A 17,153-nucleotide genomic window follows, 5' to 3' on the forward strand; every position below is an offset into this window, starting at 1 on the left:
TGGAGGGACAGCGTGATACTGGCACTGGTTGTCTTAAGTGTGATAGTTTTATTCCATGAGTTCGGCCATTTTCTTCTGGCCAGGCTTAATGGGATCACTGTGGTGGAGTTTTCCCTTGGATTTGGTCCCCGGCTCCTTTCCCATGTGAGTAAAAAAAGCGGGACCAGATATTCCTGGAAGCTGTTCCCCTTTGGCGGCTCCTGCGCCATGCTGGGGGAATTTGGCGACGAAGAGGGAGAGAATGACCCGGAGGACGGAAGCGGAGTCTCGTTTTTCTCAAGATCCCCGGCAGCCCGGATGTCCGTGGTGGCCGCAGGCCCGGTCTTTAATTTTATCCTGGCCTTTGTATTCGCCATGGTCATCGTATCCTGGTCCGGTTATGATCCGGCAAGGATCCAGGAGGTGACGCCGGGCCAGGCGGCGGATGCGGCAGGGCTTAAGGCCGGAGATGTGATCACAAAGATCGGCGGCCGCCGGGTGATGATCGCCAGGGATGTGGTTCTTAAGATGCTGGTAAACGGGAACCGGGACATTACGGTGCAGTATGACCGGATGGACGGAGAGACTGGAAAATGGGAGAGCCATGAGGCGTTCCTGGATGCGGATCTTTTTACGCTCCAGAACGGCCGGTATCTGACCGGGATCCAGTTTTCCGGCTACGAGTCCCTGGGCTTTAACATCCCGAAGATCATAAAATACGGAGCCGCAGAAGTACGGTACGCAGTGCTTACTGTGGTGGACAGCTTAAAGGAGCTGGTAAAGGGCCGGATAAGCGCCGACGACATTGCAGGTCCGGTGCGTATCGTCTCCATCATCGACGATACGGTGGACCAGGTGCGGCCCTATGGCCTGGTAACGGTGTTTATGAACATCCTGAATCTGATGGTGATGTTTTCCGCCAATCTGGGCGTCATGAACCTGCTGCCGTTCCCGGCCCTGGACGGAGGCCGTCTGGTGTTCCTCGCCTACGAGCTGGCGGCGAAAAAGCCGGTGGACCAGAGGATCGAGGGCGCGGTGAACATGGCCGGAATGGCGCTTCTCATGGCCTTTATGGTGTTTGTGCTGCTTAACGATGTGAGATTCCTTATGTAAGGCCGCCGGTCTGCAAGGCGGTCCGTGGAAAGTTTGGAGGATTTTATGTACAGGGAAAATACGAAGGTGATCCGGATCGGAGATAAGGTGATCGGCGGAGGGAATCCGGTGCTGATCCAGTCCATGTGCAATACGAAAACAGAGGATGTGGAGGCCACGGTGGACCAGATCCTTAAGCTGGAGGCCGCCGGCTGTGACATCATCCGGGTGGCGGTGCCCACCATGGAGGCGGCTGACGCCATCCGCCGGATCAAACGGGAGATCCATATCCCTCTGGTGGCGGATATCCATTTTGATTACCGGCTTGCCATTGCCGCTATGGAAAGCGGTGCTGATAAGATCCGGATCAATCCGGGGAACATCGGCGCCAGGGAGCGGGTCAAGGCCGTGGTGGATAAGGCGAAGGAGTATAACATCCCCATCCGGGTGGGAGTCAACAGCGGCTCCCTGGAGAAGGAGCTGGTGGAACGGTACGGGGGAGTCACGGCGGAGGCCCTGGTGGAGAGCGCAAAAAGGGAGGTCCAGGTCATCGAGGAGCTGGGCTACGATAATCTGGTGGTGAGCATCAAGTCCTCAGATGTGATGATGTGCGTCAAAGCCCATGAGCTTCTGGCCAGGGACTGCCGGTATCCCCTCCATGTGGGGATCACCGAGTCGGGGACCCTGCTTTCTGGAAATATTAAATCCTCTGTGGGCCTGGGGATCATCCTCTATGAGGGCATTGGGGACACCATCCGTGTTTCCCTGACCGGGGATCCCGTGGAGGAGATAAAGAGCGCCAAGCTGATCCTCAAGGCGCTGAAGCTGAGGACGGGCGGCATCGAGGTGGTCTCCTGCCCCACCTGCGGGCGCACCAGGATCGACCTCATCGGCCTGGCCACCCGGGTGGAGGAAATGGTGGCGGATATCGACCTGGATGTGAAGGTAGCCGTCATGGGCTGTGTGGTCAACGGACCGGGAGAGGCCAGGGAGGCAGATATCGGAATTGCCGGAGGCATTGGCGAGGGCCTGCTCATTAAGAAGGGGCAGATCCTTAAGAAGCTGCCGGAGGATGAGCTTCTGCCGGCTCTGCGGGCGGAGCTTCTGGCCATGAAGGAAGCAAAGGGAGAATAATGGAAAAACCGTTTCTGGAAGTATTTCCGGGACTGCATATCGGCGAAGAATTAAAGGAGCTTCTAAAGCTGGTCATGGTGGAAAAGGTATCCATGCCAAAGGACAGAAGCTCTCTTCGCATCTATATCGTAAGTCCCAGACTGATCCATAAAAAGAATATTTACAGCATGGAGGATGGGATCGCAAAACAGCTCTTCCCCGGCCGCTCCATCACCGTGAAGATCCTTGAAAAATACCGCCTTTCGGCCCAGTATACGCCGGAAAAGCTGTACCAGGTCTACAAGGACAGCATCCTGATGGAGTTTAAGAATTTTGGCATGATCGAATACAATATCCTACGCCGGGCGGAAACGGCCTTTGAGGCAGAGGATACCATGGTCATGACCATCGAGGACAATCTGATCTACCGGGAACGCTCAAAGGAAGTGGGGCGGATCCTGGAAAAGATCTTTACAGAGCGGTGCGGCCTTCCGGCAGAGGTAAGGTTTTCCTTCACAAAGGCAGAGAAGGAGAGACGGGACGACTTTGACGAGGAGGCGGCCCTGGCGGCCCTTCTGGCGTCCCACGTCCAGGATATGGGCGGCGGGCAGGAGGAAACGGCAGGCTCCCGGGGCCAGGAGGAAGACCATGGCGGTCCAGGCGGGGGGAGCGCCCCGGCCAAGGATCAAAAGCCCGGCTCCCGGACCTTTACAAAAAAGAGCTTTGGAGAGAAAAAAACTGCCGGAGGAAAAGGGAATCCCGGCAGCGGGGCCGGAAGCGGCGGCTTCCAGGGCGGCCAGAACGGCTCTGGCTCCGGCTTTAAGCGGGACGGCGGCCGGGGAGGAAGAATGCCCTACCGGAAGTCGGAGAATCCAGATGTACTTTACGGCCGCGATTTCGAGGGCGAGACCATGGAGATCCATGAGATCGCCGGAGAGATCGGCGAGGTGGTCTTACGGGGAAAGATCATCCGGGTGGAAAAAAGGGAGCTTAGAAGCGGCAGCAAGATGATGATCTTTGATCTCACCGACTTCACCGACAGCATCACCATCAAGATGTTCCTGAGAGAGGACCAGGAGGCCGACGCCGACGAGGCCATAAAGCAGGGGAAGTTCATAAAGCTCAAGGGGATCACCACCATCGACCGGTTCGACGGCGAGCTGACCGTGGGATCCATCACTGGGATCAAAAAGTGCGAGGATTTTACCACCCGGCGGGTGGACAACGCGCCGGTGAAGCGGGTGGAGCTCCACTGTCATACGAAAATGAGCGACATGGACGGCGTTTCTGAGGTAAAGGATATCATAAAACGGGCAAAGCAGTGGGGAATGCCGGCCCTGGCTGTGACTGACCACGGCTGCGTCCAGGCCTTCCCGGACGCCAGCCATGCCCTGGATAAGGGCGATGCCTTCAAGGTCCTTTACGGGGTCGAGGGCTACCTGGTGGACGATATGAAGGAGATCGTGGAGAACTCTGAAAACCAGAGCCTGGACGGCGCTTTTGTGGTATTTGACATTGAGACCACCGGCTTTTCCCCTGTGAAGAATAAGATCATTGAGATCGGAGCCGTAAGGGTGGAAAACGGGGTGATCACAGACCGCATGGACGAGTTTGTGGACCCGGAGGTGCCCATTCCCTTTGAGATTGAACGGCTCACAGGCATAAACGATGCCATGGTCATGGGAGCCGAGACCATCGGCCCGGTCCTGGGGCGGTTTCTGGAGTTTTGCCGGGGAGCGGTGCTGGTGGCCCACAACGCGTCCTTTGACGTGGGCTTCATCAGCCACAATGCCTCCGTTCTGGGATATGAATTCCATCCCACGGTCATGGATACGGTGGCCCTGGCCCGGGTGCTCCTTCCCAATCTGAACCGGTATAAGCTGGATACGGTGGCCAAGGCGTTAAATGTATCCCTGGAGAACCACCACCGGGCCGTGGACGATGCGGAGGCCACGGCAGGAATTTTCCTGAAATTCGTGGAAATGTTAAAAAAACAGCATGGTATGGAGACCCTGGACGATCTGAACGTCTTTAACCAGGCGGAGGATTCGGCTATCATGAAAATGCCCACCTACCATGTGATCATCCTGGCAAAAAACGACCTGGGCCGGGTGAACCTGTACCGGCTGGTGTCCTGGTCCCATGTGCGGTTCTTTTCCAGACGGCCCAGGATCCCCAAGAGCCTTTTAAACCAGTACCGGGAGGGACTGATCATCGGCTCGGCCTGCGAAGCCGGGGAGCTTTACCAGGCCATCCTGCGGGGAGGCACTGACGCGGAGCTCCAGCGGCTGGTACGGTTTTATGACTATCTGGAGATCCAGCCCCTGGGCAACGACATGTTCATGCTGCGGGATGAAAAGAGCACCGTAAAGACCGTGGAGGATCTGAAGGAGATCAACCGGAAGATCGTGCGCCTGGGGGAGCAGTGCGGAAAGCCTGTGTGCGCCACCTGCGACGTCCATTTCCTGGATCCGGAGGACGAGATCTACCGGAGGATCCTCATGGCCGGCATGGGCTTTAAGGACAGCGACGAGCAGGCCCCCCTATATCTGCGCACCACGGAGGAAATGCTCGCAGAGTTCGATTACCTGGGCAGCGATCTGGCCTATGAGGTGGTGGTCGCCAATACCAGGAAGATCGCCGATATGTGCGAGCCCATCGCTCCGGTGCGGCCGGATAAGTGTCCGCCTGTCATTGAAAATTCTGACGAGACCCTGAGGAACATCTGCTACAACCGTGCCCATGAAATGTACGGGGAAAACCTTCCGAAGATCGTGACGGACCGGCTGGAGCGGGAGCTGACCTCCATTATCTCCAATGGATTTGCCGTCATGTATATCATTGCCCAGAAACTGGTGTGGAAGTCCAATGAGGACGGATATCTGGTGGGCTCCCGGGGCTCCGTGGGTTCGTCCTTTGTGGCCACCATGTCGGGGATCACGGAGGTAAACCCCTTAAGTCCTCATTATTACTGCACCAACTGCCATTACTACGACTTCGACTCAGAGGAAGTGAAGAAATATTCCGGTATGGCCGGCTGCGATATGCCGGACAAGCTGTGCCCGGTCTGCGGCCATCCCCTGACCAAGGACGGCTTTGACATTCCCTTTGAGACCTTCCTGGGGTTCAAGGGAGATAAGGAGCCGGATATCGACTTAAACTTCTCCGGGGAATACCAGAGCCGCGCCCACGATTACACGGAGGTGATCTTTGGAAAGGGCCAGACCTTCCGGGCAGGGACCATCGGCACCCTGGCGGACAAGACGGCCTTCGGCTATGTGAAGAACTATTTTGAGGAGCATGGGGAGAGGAAGAGAAACTGCGAGATCAACCGGATCGTACAGGGCTGCGTGGGCGTAAGGCGCACCACCGGCCAGCACCCCGGCGGCATCGTGGTCCTTCCCCTGGGAGAGATGATCTATTCCTTCACTCCAGTGCAGCACCCGGCCAACGATATGACCACCAAGACCATCACCACCCACTTTGACTACCACTCCATTGACCACAACCTGTTAAAGCTGGATATCCTGGGCCATGATGATCCCACCATGATCCGTATGCTCCAGGACCTGATCGGCCTGGATCCTGTAAAGGATATCCCTCTGGACTGCAGGGAGGTCATGAGCCTGTTCCAGGATACCTCGGCCCTGGGCATCACGCCCGAGGACATCGGCGGCTGTAAGCTGGGAGCCCTGGGGGTCCCTGAATTCGGAACGGACTTTGCCATGCAGATGCTCCTGGATACAAAGCCCAAATATTTTTCTGACCTGGTGCGGATCGCCGGACTGGCCCACGGAACGGACGTGTGGCTGGGCAACGCCCAGACCCTGATCCAGGAGGGCAAGGCAACGATCCAGACGGCCATCTGCACCCGTGACGATATCATGGTCTATCTGATCCAGCAGGGACTGGAGGAAGGAACGGCCTTTACCATCATGGAATCGGTCCGAAAGGGCAAGGGCTTAAAGCCTGAGTGGGAGGAGGAGATGTCAGCCCACGGGGTGCCCGACTGGTACATATGGTCCTGTAAAAAGATCAAGTACATGTTCCCCAAGGCCCATGCGGCGGCTTACGTGATGATGGCCTGGCGGATCGCCTACTGCAAGGTATTCTATCCGCTGGCCTATTATGCTTCCTTCTTCAGCATCCGCGCCAGCGCGTTTTCCTATGAGATCATGTGTCTGGGACGGGAAAAGCTGGAAAGCCATCTGGCAGATTATAAGAGGCGGTCCGACTCCCTTTCCAAAAAAGAGCAGGATACCTTAAGGGATATGCGGATCGTCCAGGAGATGTACGCCAGGGGCTTTGATTTCCTTCCCATGGATATCTATAAGGCCAGGGCCAGGCATTTCCAGGTCATGGGAAATAAGCTGATGCCCTCCATCAACAGCATCGACGGCCTGGGCGAGAAGGCGGCGGACTCCATCGAGGAGGCGGCCAAGGACGGTCCCTTCCTCTCCAAGGAGGATTTCAGGAACCGGACCAGGGTCAGCAAGACCATCTGCGACCTGATGGGAGAACTGGGGATCCTTAAGGACCTTCCGGAGACCAACCAGCTTTCCCTGTTCGATTTCTAACGGCTGTCCGTCCGCCGGGAGCTGTGAGAAAAAATTGCGGTCCCTCCTTGACAGAAATATCCAAAAGTGATATTTTATAGATGTACCCAGTACAGGTATAGAAAAAATCTGTTACGGAGGGAATCAATGGAGCAATATACAGTGACCGGCATGAGCTGCGCGGCCTGCAGCGCCAGAGTGGAAAAAGCGGTGTCGAAGGTTCCGGGAGTGGAGTCCTGCTCTGTGAGTCTTCTGACCAACTCCATGGGCGTAGAGGGAAGCGCAGACGCTGCCGATATCATCGCCGCCGTGAAGGAGGCGGGTTATGGGGCCTCGGTAAAGGGAAGCCGCAGCGGAGAGGACGGAGCCGGGAGCGGTCCTGCCGCCGGGGGCGCGGCCTTTGACGAGGACGCCCTGGCGGATCACGAGACTCCGGTATTAAAAAAACGGCTGTTCTCCTCCCTGGGATTCCTGGCCGTCCTCATGTATTTTTCCATGGGACATATGATGTGGGGCTGGCCGGTCCCGGAGTTTTTTGCGGACAATCATGTGGCCGTGGGCCTTCTGCAGCTTCTGCTGTCAGCGGCGGTCATGGTGATCAACCAGAAATTTTTTATCAGCGGCTTTAAGGGGCTCCTGCACCGGGCTCCCAATATGGACACCCTGGTGGCCCTGGGGTCCGCCGCTTCCTTCGGATGGAGCGTATATGCCCTGTTTGAAATGACGGAGGCCCAGTTAAACGGCGATATGGCCGGGGTCATGACGTATATGCACGAGTTCTACTTTGAGTCGGCGGCCATGATCTTAACTCTCATCACGGTGGGAAAGATGCTGGAGGCCCGGTCCAAAGGAAGGACCACTGATGCCTTAAAGGGCCTCATGAAGCTAGCCCCCAAAACGGCTGTGGTGGAACGGGACGGCGTGGAAACAGAGGTTCCCATTGCCCAGGTGAAAAAGGGCGATATCTTTGTGGTGCGGCCTGGAGAAAACATTCCCGTGGACGGCGTGGTCTTAGAGGGAGAGAGTGCGGTCAATGAAGCGGCCCTGACCGGAGAGAGCATCCCGGCGGATAAAGGCCCTGGAGATATGGTATCTGCGGCCACGGTGAACCAGTCGGGCTTTATCCGCTGTGAGGCGTCCCGGGTAGGAGAGGACACCACCCTTTCCCAGATCATAAAAATGGTCAGCGACGCGGCGGCCACCAAGGCTCCCATTGCCAAGGTAGCGGACAGGGTGTCGGGCGTCTTTGTCCCGGCGGTCATTGCCATTGCGGTCCTTACGGTCATTGGCTGGCTGGCGGCCGGGGAGACCTATGGATTTGCCCTGGCCCGGGGGATCTCGGTGCTGGTGATCAGCTGCCCCTGCGCCCTGGGGCTGGCCACGCCGGTGGCTATCATGGTGGGCAACGGACTGGGTGCGAAAAACGGGATCCTGTTTAAAACGGCTGTGTCCCTGGAGGAGACCGGGAAGACAGAGATCGTGGTCCTGGATAAGACCGGCACTATCACCAGCGGGGAGCCCCGGGTCACGGATCTGATCCCCGGGGAGGGGGTCCAGGAAGGGGAGCTCCTTTCCATGGCCTGCGCCCTGGAGAAAAAAAGCGAGCATCCTCTGGCAAAGGCCGTGCTTCTGAAGGCTGAGGAAGAGGGGCTTGCGCCGGGAACGGTGACAGAGTTCAAAGCCCTTCCGGGAAACGGCCTTACGGCCCTGGCAGAAGGAACGCCGGTGTACGGCGGAAATCTCCGGTTCATGGAGACGAAGGTCTCTGTACCGGAGGCAGCCAGAGACCAGGCCCTGGCCCTGGCAGAGAATGGAAAGACCCCGCTCTTCTTCGGTTCAGGAGAGCGTTTCCTGGGGATCATAGCCGTGGCGGACGTCATAAAAGAGGACAGTCCCAGGGCTGTGAAGGAACTGCAGAACATGGGGATCCGCGTGGTGATGCTGACCGGGGACAATGAACGGACCGCAAGGGCCGTAGGCCGGGAAGCCGGAGTGGACGAGGTCATTGCGGGCGTCCTTCCAGACGGCAAGGAAAGCGCTGTGCGGGCCTTAAAGGAGCAGGGCCGGGTGGCCATGGCCGGCGACGGGATCAACGACGCTCCGGCCCTTACACGGGCGGATACGGGCATCGCCATCGGAGCGGGCACCGACATTGCCATCGACGCGGCGGATGTGGTACTGATGAAGAGCCGCCTGTCGGACGTTCCGGCGGCCATCCGCTTAAGCCGGGCGGCCTTGAGGAACATCCATGAAAACCTGTTCTGGGCGTTCTTTTATAATGTGGTGGGCATCCCCCTGGCCATGGGGCTTTTTATCCCGGTCCTGGGGTGGAAGCTGAATCCCATGTTCGGCGCTGCGGCCATGAGCTTATCCAGCTTCTGCGTCGTATCCAATGCACTGAGGCTGAACTTCTTTGATCTGCACCGGGCAGACAGAGACAGGAAGATAAAAGCTGAAAAAAAGAAAAAGGAGAAGAAGATCATGGAAAAGACTTTAAAGATCGAGGGTATGATGTGCGGCCACTGCGAGGCCCGGGTGAAAAAGGCCCTGGAGGCAGTTCCCGGAGTGGAAAGCGCCGCTGTGAGCCATGAGGCGGGCACCGCTGTGGTGACCTTAAAGGAGGACGTGGCGTATGACGTTCTTAAAAAAGCAGTAGAGGATCAGGATTACAAGGTGATTGACTAGTTTTTGAGACAAGGAGAGAGATCGTGGACGAGAATAAGAGCACAGGAATGGAAGAATGTGAGATCAGACACAAGCACAGATCAGCAAAGGAGGAAAAAGACCTTATCAGCCGGCTGAACCGGATCGAGGGACAGGTACGGGGAGTGAAGGCCATGGTCCAGGATGAGCGGTACTGCACCGATATCCTGGTCCAGGTATCTGCGATCCAGTCGGCGTTAAACGGGTTCAGCAGGACCCTGCTGTCCAGCCATGTCAAATCCTGCGTGGTGGAGGAGATCAAAAATGGGGATGCGGATAAGGCCGTGGACGAGCTGTGCGAGACCATCCGGAAAATGCTGTAAAAAGGAATTGTCAGTAATGGTTCCGCCATGAAAAGATCCGCCTGCGCTTTTGTATCATGCAGGTGCTCAGAAGATACATGGCGGAACTGTTACAATTGTTTGAAAAAAAATGAAAAATATAGTTGACATTTTTTGAGTTTTATATTATACTTACGTCTGTGATCGAGGCGTGGCTCAGTTTGGTAGAGCGCTGCGTTCGGGACGCAGAGGTCGCAAGTTCGAATCTTGTCGCCTCGACTCCAGGGCCTGATGGTCAAGCGGTCAAGACGACGCCCTCTCACGGCGTAAACCCGGGTTCGATTCCCGGTCAGGTCACTTGCTGCTGCAGAGCTGCTGCAGCAGCATTTTTACTAGGTGCTTCCTTGGCTCAGTTGGTAGAGCGACGCATTCGTAATGCGTAGGTCGCCGGTTCGAGTCCGGCAGGGAGCTGTTTAAAGCCTTTGATTTTTCAAGGGCTTTTTTTATTTGATAGGAAAAGCTGTCCCGGCCGGGACCAGATCCAGAAATTGACCCGGTGCGGGATCTGTGATATGATAACGGAAAACAAAACGAGCCTATGAAATGGGAGGTTATTTTATGAAAGTATTTATCAGTGCGGATATTGAGGGCTGCTGCGGAGTGTTCTCAAACATCGAGACCCATAAGAATGAGGCGGTGTACGCCCCCTTTGCTAAACAGATGACAAAAGAGGTCCTGGCGGTCTGCGAGGCGGCCCATGAGGCCGGAGCCGATGAGATCGTCGTAAAGGACGGCCATGGAGATGCCTCCAACATCGATCCTCTTCAGATGCCGTCCTATGTGACGCTGATCCGCGGGAAGAGCGGACATCCCTACAATATGATGTTCGGCCTGGATCCCACCTTTGACGCCGTCCTTTATGTTGGCTATCATGCGGCGGCCGGCTGTCCGGAGTTTGCCGTCAGCCATACCTCCACTGGCAACAGCCTGTATATCACTCTCAACGGAAAGCGCATGAGCGAGTTTATGCTCAACAGCTTCACGGCGGCTTCCCTGGGAGTTCCTGTGGCCTTTATCTCCGGGGACGAGGCGATCTGCGCCGCGGCAAAGGAGCTGGTGCCGGAGATCGCCGCAGTACAGACCAAGCGCGGAGTCGGGAATGCCACCTTCTGCTGCCCGACGGAAACGGTCATGAAAGCCCTCAGGGAGCAGACGAAGGAGGCGCTGGGAAGGATCGGCCGGTGCCATGTGGAGCTTCCGGAAAAATTCGTATACGAGGTGACCTATAAGGACTGGAAAAAGGCATATCAGATGTCGTTCTTCCCGGGGATGAAGGCAGTGGATCCCTTTACCAACCGTCTGGAGACAGAAAACTGGATGGATGTGGTAACGTCCCATAATTTCGTAGTTTATTAGAAAAGGAGACGGGAGGCTATGGATCCCATCGTAAGCATCATTGTGCCGGTCTATAACGCGGAGGAGACCCTCCGGCGGTGCATCGAGAGCGTTTTAAACCAGGGATTTACGGATTTTGAGCTGCTTCTGGTGGATGACGGCAGTACGGATTCTTCGGCCGGGATCTGCTGGGAATACGAGAACGGGGACCGGAGGGTCCGGGTGATCCGCAAGGAGAACACGGGAGTATCGGATACCAGGAATCTGGGGCTTTCAGAGGCCCGGGGAACATTCGTCCAGTTTCTGGACAGCGACGACTGGATCACACCGGACGCCACCAGCCTTATGGTACGGGCAGCCAGGGACAGCGGGGCGGACATGGTGATCGCGGATTTTTACCGGGTTATCGGGGACCGGGTGGCCCATAAGGGGGACATTGAAAAGGACGGGCTTCTGAGTCTGGAGGAATTTGCCGGCTTTATGATGGAGAACCCGGCAGATTTTTATTACGGTGTTCTCTGGAATAAGCTGTTTAAGCGGGAGATCATCGCGCAGCATGGGCTTTCCATGGATAAGACCATAAGCTGGTGCGAGGATTTCATGTTCAATCTGGAGTATCTGCGCCATGTAAAGACTGTGTATGCCCTGCGGGTGCCGGTGTATTATTATGTGAAGACCAAGGGGTCCCTGGTGAGCCAGGGACTGAGCCTCACAAAGACCATCAAGATGAAGCGCATGGTCTTTGAGTATTACCACGATTTTTATAAATCGGTGTTGACGGAAGAGGACTATGAAAAGAACCGTCTGTATGTGTATCGGTTTCTCCTGGCCGCTGCCGGCGACGGAGCGGTCCCCCTGTCCATTTTTCCAGGGGCTGTCCGCCTGGGGGATGAAAGGAGCAGCGTGAACCATGACGCCCTGAGAGGCGACGGGGCTCTGCTGGACGCATACCGGGACCGGAAGCTGCTGGACCATTATGTGGAGCCGGTGGCCATCCGGTACAGCCTGACCCTGCCGGAGATCAGCCTCCTGGTCTACCTCAGCCAGAAGCCGCGGGTGGACACCTTAAAGGAGCTGGCGGATATCACCGGCATGTCCCGGGCCCGCCTGGCCCTTGCTCTTCAGAAGCTGTCCATGAAGGAGTTCATCCAGACCGGGGAGCAGGCGGACGTGGTGCTGCTTGCGGCGGCGGAGCCGGTGCTGGCGGAGCTGGGAACGGCCCGAAAGGACTATGAGATGGCAAAATATGCCGGCTTCAGTGAGGAGGAGATGATCCAGTATGCCTTTCTTTCCAACCGGATCAAGGAAAATATCTGCCGGATCCTGAAAAAAGAGGACATGCAGGTCACGGCCAGAAAAAAGAAAAAGCCGAAAGCGCCCAGAGTATAGATAAAAACTATATGGGCTGGTCAGGAAATCGGTTAATTCTATTAGACGAAACCCTGCGGGAATGATAGAATAGCTAGGGCTCGATGGAAGGAGAGATACAGATGCTGGTAGATATGCACTTACATGAATCCACATGCTCCAGCGACAGTAAGATGACGCTGGAGGAGATCGTTGCCACTGCAAGGGAACGGGGGCTGGATGCGGTCTGCATCACGGACCATGACAGCATGGGACTGAAGGAAACGGCGGAGCAGTATTCCAGGGAGACCGGTTTTCCGATCTTTGTGGGAGTGGAATATTTTTCTCTCTGGGGAGATATTACTGCATTCGGCATCGACCGCTTCCCGGACAAGCGGATCCCGGCCCAGGATTTCGTGGACCAGGTCAATGCGGCCGGCGGCTTTTGTGTGGCGTGCCATCCCTTCCGGAATAATAACCGCGGCTTTGAGGATCACCTGTGGGAGATCCAGGGCCTTCACGGGGTGGAGGTCTTAAATGGCAGTACAGATATGGAGGCCAACCGGAAGGCGCTTTCCATCTGTAAGGCAAGGAATATGCAGATGGTGGGAGCCAGCGACGCCCACTGGACCAGCCAGCTGGGAAAATACGCTACCATGGTCCCAGGGGAACCGAAAGACCTGGAGGAATTCGTGGCGGCTCTTCATAAGGGCGGTTTAAAGCCGGCTATCTATGAAGAAGGGAAAGGATATCGGATCGTGGATACCTTTTAGGGTTCTGCGCTGATATAAAAAGAAGCACAAAGGAGACAGTATTATGAAAAAGAAACTGATGGCGGCTGGACTTGCCGCAGCCGTGCTGGGCGCATCTCTGACTGGATGCCAGAGCAAGCCTGCTGAGACAACAGCGGCTGAAACAACGGCAGCTGAGACCACAAAGGCTGAAACAGAAGCGGCAGAAAAGCCCTACGAGGGGACCACGTTAAACGTGATGCTGGCCTATGGCGGCGCAGAGGCGGCGTTTGACGCCTTCACAGAAAAGACCGGGATCAAGGTCGAGTATGTGGAGATCTCCACCGGTAAAGCCCTGGCACAGCTCCAGGCCGAGAACGGGAACACCACCGCAGATATCTGGTTCGGCGGCGGCGTTGACAGCTACATTTCTGCCACAGACTTAGGATATCTGGAGCAGTACGTTTCTCCGGAGGCCGAGGCTATCAATCCGGCATACAGCGATGCAGACGGCTACTGGACAGGCCTTGCCCTGGTTCCGGCTGGTTTCCTGGTAAACAACGATGTTCTGGCAGAGAAGAACCTGGAAGCTCCCAAGACCTGGGAGGATCTGGCAGATCCCAAATATAAAGGGGAGATCATCATGGCTTCCCCCGCGATCTCCGGAACCCAGTATGCGATCTTAAACGGCACCATCCAGGCTTACGGCGAGGAAAAAGGCTGGGAAGTATGGAAGGGCATCAACGAGAATGTGGACTTCTACGCACAGGGCGGCGGCGAGCCAGGTCCCAAATGTGCGGCAGGCGAGTTCGGGATCGCAGTTCTGGCAATGACCGGCGGTACCTTTGCCATGGAAGCCGAGTATCCGGTCACTGCGGTCTATCCGGAGGATATGATCCCGTGGACACCGGCTCCCATCGCCATCTTTAAAAACTCCCAGAACAAGGATGCAGCCAAGGTGTTCGTCGACTACTTCCTTTCCAAAGAGGGACAGGAGGCGCTCCGTGAGGCAGATGCCAGGATCATGGCCCGCGGCGACGTAGCCATTCCGGAAGCCATCGGAACGGTGGACACAGAAAAGCTGATCGATCAGGACGTACTGTTATTCGGAAGCCAGAGAGAAGCGCTTCTGGAAAAATGGGCCGCCATGGTCGGTGAAAAGGATGCGAAATAATACGGCATAAAACCGGGCGGGTGAAATACCCGCCCTTTTCACATCATTGAAAACCTGACGGGAAAGGAAATATCATGAATCCACGTACAGAAAAAAGAAGATACGGCAGATACCCATGGGCAGAACTGGGAGACAGGCTGATCCTTACCCTGGTGCTGGCCGGGATCGCCCTGTTCATCCTGTATCCGATCGTTTCGGTGGTGGCCACCAGCTTTTTCAAGGACGGCCATTTCACCCTGGAATATTACAGGGAGCTGGCGTCCGGACGGAGCTTTAAGCTGATCCGGAACAGTCTGTGGGTGTCCTCGCTGTCCTCCATCCTCACCACGGCGGCGGCGTTCTTCATTGCCCTGGCCGCCTACGCAGCCCCGGGAAGGATCCGGCGGTTTTTGAGAAGATCCCTGCTTTTTACCATGATCTCGCCGCCGTTTGTATCGGCGCTGGCATATATCTTCCTTTTTGGAAGGCGGGGGCTGATCACCCACCAGCTTCTGGGCCTCAGCGTCAATCCCTATGGGTGGCACGGCATCGTGATCCTCCAGATGATCGGAAGCATTTCCTTTGCGTCCCTGATGCTGCTTCCGTCCTTTGACCATATGGACCAGAGGCTGGTCCTGGCATCCAGGGATCTGGGCGCTTCGCCGGAAAAGACACTGTTTTCTGTGATCCTTCCGTTGGTAAGGCCGGGGATCCTTTCGGTGCTGTTCACCCTGTTTACCATGAACCTGGCAGATTTTGGAACGCCCATCGTCATTGGAGGAAATTTTAAGGTCCTGGCCACAGAGGCGTACACCCAGGTGATCTCCACAGCCAATCTGGGACGGGCCTCCGCCATCAGTATCCTGATGGTTCCGGCGGCCGCCGTGGCTTTTTATTTTTATTACCAGAGCCTGAAAAAGAATGAGTCCGCAGGGGGGACGGACCGGAACGCCATGGACGGGGAACCGGCTTATACATTGACGGGAGCAGTGGCTGGAGCCGCATGGACCGTGACCGGGATGTTTTTCCTGGTGATGGCGCTGAAATACGGAAATATTTTCCTTTCCGCCTTTTCCAACACGGTCTCCGGCTCCCTTACCTTTACCCTGGATTACTTTGGAAAGCTTCCCAGGTCCCAGTGGAACTCCTTTGGCCACAGCCTGGTGTACTCCGCTGTGGCGGCCGCTGTATCCGCATTTTTGGGGATCCTTCTGTCCTACTATACGCACCGGAGAAAGATCGCCGGAATGCGGACGGCAGAATTTTTTGCCCTGCTTCCCTATATCATCCCGGGAACGTTCTTTGGCCTGGGATATGTGGCGGCCTTCAGTCATCCGCCCATGTACATCCGCGGCACATCGGCCATCATCATCCTGAACCTGGTATTCCGCCAGATCTCGCTGACCAACAAGTCGGCCAACGCCATGTTTTCGGGAATTGACAGAAAGATCGAGGATGCGGCCAGGGATCTGGGGGCCAGCCGGCTGGAGGTCCTTTTCGGGGTCATCCTGCCTTTGCTTAAGACCACCTTTGCCACCGGTTTCATTTCGATCTTCACATCTTGCATGACGTCGGTGGGAGCCATTATTTTCCTGATCTCGCCGGGAAAAAACGTGGCCAGTGCGGAGCTGTTCCAGTCCATTGAAAACGGCCGGTACGGCGTTGCCTCCGTCCAGGCGGTCCTGATCATCCTTGTTACAGTGGGGATCAACATGGCCTTTATGAGTCTGACAAAACGAAGAGAACGGGGAGGGAAATAAGATGTTTTTACAGCTAAAAGGGCTTAAAAAGATATATGAAGATGAAAAAGGCTTGAAGAACCTGGATCTGGAGATCGAAGAGGGGTCATTTGTGACGCTGTTAGGTCCCTCCGGCTGCGGAAAGACCACGACCCTGAACCTTCTGGGCGGCTTTATCCAGCCGGATTCCGGCCATATCCTTCTGGAAGGGGAGGACATCACAGGCCTTCCGCCGGAGCGCCGTCCCGTGTCCACGGTATTCCAGAGCTATGCGCTTTTTCCTCATCTGAACGTGCTGGACAATGTCTGCTACGGACTCCGGTTTTTCAGAGGGATGAAGAAGAAGGAGGCGGCTCCCATTGCAATGGAGGAGTTAAAGACTGTGGGGCTTTCCGGATATGAAACGGCCAGGATCGGAGAGCTGTCCGGCGGGCAGCAGCAGAGGGTGGCCCTGGCCCGCGCCATGGCCACAGGGCCAAAGATCCTTCTGCTGGACGAGCCCCTTTCCAATCTGGACGCAGGGCTCCGGGTGCAGCTGAGAGAGGAGCTGAAGGAGCTCCAGAAAAAGCTGGGCATCACCATGGTCTTCGTGACCCATGACCAGGAGGAGGCCCTGAGTCTTTCTGATAAGATCGTGGTCATGGAAAAGGGCGTGGCTGTCCAGACAGGGACTCCCAGGGAGATCTATTTTTCTCCTGTGAGCCGGTATGTGGCGTCCTTTGTGGGAAAGGCCAATTATATAGAGGAGAATGGCCGGGTACAGATCGTAAGGCCAGAGGACGTGTGGATGGAAATGGACCCGTCCGGCGATTATACGGTCTGGTCGGCCAGCTTCATGGGAGCCCATACACTTTATGAACTGGAAAATGGAAGCAATGTGATCAAGGCAGATCTTTTTGGACGGGAAGGAAGTCTTTTCTCTGTCGGCGACCGGGTACGGGCCGGCTGGGGAAGCAGAAAAGACGGGCCCAGAGACTGCCATTTATAAAGCATTCTGGTGATATGTCAAGAACCTTTTGAAAAAGATTTTGATGTGTCTTTCCGAAAAAAGGGTAACCTTAATA

11 protein-coding genes and 3 tRNA genes are annotated in these 17,153 nt (G+C 56.1%); all 14 read left to right on the top strand.

Going from position 1 to position 17,153, the window contains the following annotated elements:
• The first annotated feature begins 12 nt into the window (after window positions 1–12).
• Complete coding sequence (locus tag OCV69_RS03335; RefSeq protein ID WP_158357431.1) at window positions 13–1,092, top strand: M50 family metallopeptidase; 1,080 nt, start codon at window positions 13–15, stop codon at window positions 1,090–1,092.
• Between the two features lie 45 nt (window positions 1,093–1,137).
• Window positions 1,138–2,205 (top strand): flavodoxin-dependent (E)-4-hydroxy-3-methylbut-2-enyl-diphosphate synthase, encoded by a 1,068-nt coding sequence (gene ispG, locus OCV69_RS03340; protein ID WP_022273627.1) that lies wholly within the window; start codon window positions 1,138–1,140, stop codon window positions 2,203–2,205.
• Complete coding sequence (locus tag OCV69_RS03345) at window positions 2,205–6,761, top strand: PolC-type DNA polymerase III (RefSeq protein WP_262562974.1); 4,557 nt, start codon at window positions 2,205–2,207, stop codon at window positions 6,759–6,761. Before ispG ends, OCV69_RS03345 begins: the two co-directional genes overlap by 1 nt.
• A 126-nt stretch (window positions 6,762–6,887) precedes the next feature.
• The gene (locus OCV69_RS03350; protein ID WP_158357429.1) at window positions 6,888–9,425 is read left to right on the top strand and encodes a heavy metal translocating P-type ATPase; all 2,538 of its coding nucleotides are present in this window, start codon (window positions 6,888–6,890) and stop codon (window positions 9,423–9,425) included.
• A gap of 47 nt (window positions 9,426–9,472) precedes the next feature.
• Window positions 9,473–9,766 carry a metal-sensing transcriptional repressor gene (locus tag OCV69_RS03360; protein WP_158357637.1) on the top strand — a complete coding sequence of 98 codons (294 nt, stop codon included), beginning with the start codon at window positions 9,473–9,475 and terminating at the stop codon, window positions 9,764–9,766.
• A gap of 163 nt (window positions 9,767–9,929) precedes the next feature.
• Window positions 9,930–10,003: transfer RNA gene (locus tag OCV69_RS03365), tRNA-Pro, on the top strand.
• A gap of 6 nt (window positions 10,004–10,009) precedes the next feature.
• A tRNA-Glu gene (locus OCV69_RS03370) sits at window positions 10,010–10,081 on the top strand.
• A gap of 41 nt (window positions 10,082–10,122) precedes the next feature.
• Window positions 10,123–10,195, top strand: a tRNA-Thr gene (locus OCV69_RS03375).
• A gap of 147 nt (window positions 10,196–10,342) precedes the next feature.
• Window positions 10,343–11,140 carry a M55 family metallopeptidase gene (locus tag OCV69_RS03380; protein ID WP_158357427.1) on the top strand — a complete coding sequence of 266 codons (798 nt, stop codon included), beginning with the start codon at window positions 10,343–10,345 and terminating at the stop codon, window positions 11,138–11,140.
• An 18-nt stretch (window positions 11,141–11,158) separates the two neighbouring features.
• A complete protein-coding gene (locus OCV69_RS03385) occupies window positions 11,159–12,508 on the top strand; it encodes a glycosyltransferase (RefSeq protein ID WP_158357425.1) in 1,350 nt (449 codons plus the stop codon).
• A 101-nt stretch (window positions 12,509–12,609) separates the two neighbouring features.
• Window positions 12,610–13,239, top strand: a complete 630-nt coding sequence (locus OCV69_RS03390; RefSeq protein WP_158357423.1) for a PHP-associated domain-containing protein — start codon at window positions 12,610–12,612, stop codon at window positions 13,237–13,239.
• Between the two features lie 43 nt (window positions 13,240–13,282).
• Window positions 13,283–14,371 (top strand): ABC transporter substrate-binding protein, encoded by a 1,089-nt coding sequence (locus tag OCV69_RS03395; RefSeq protein ID WP_262562975.1) that lies wholly within the window; start codon window positions 13,283–13,285, stop codon window positions 14,369–14,371.
• Between the two features lie 74 nt (window positions 14,372–14,445).
• Complete coding sequence (locus tag OCV69_RS03400; protein WP_158357419.1) at window positions 14,446–16,110, top strand: ABC transporter permease; 1,665 nt, start codon at window positions 14,446–14,448, stop codon at window positions 16,108–16,110.
• Between the two features lies 1 nt (window position 16,111).
• Window positions 16,112–17,077, top strand: coding sequence for an ABC transporter ATP-binding protein (locus OCV69_RS03405; protein WP_158357417.1), 966 nt, complete (start codon window positions 16,112–16,114; stop codon window positions 17,075–17,077).
• Window positions 17,078–17,153 lie beyond the last annotated feature (76 nt).

Source organism: Alitiscatomonas aceti, assembly GCF_025567195.1.
Classification (GTDB): Bacteria; Bacillota; Clostridia; order Lachnospirales; family Lachnospiraceae; genus Alitiscatomonas; species Alitiscatomonas aceti.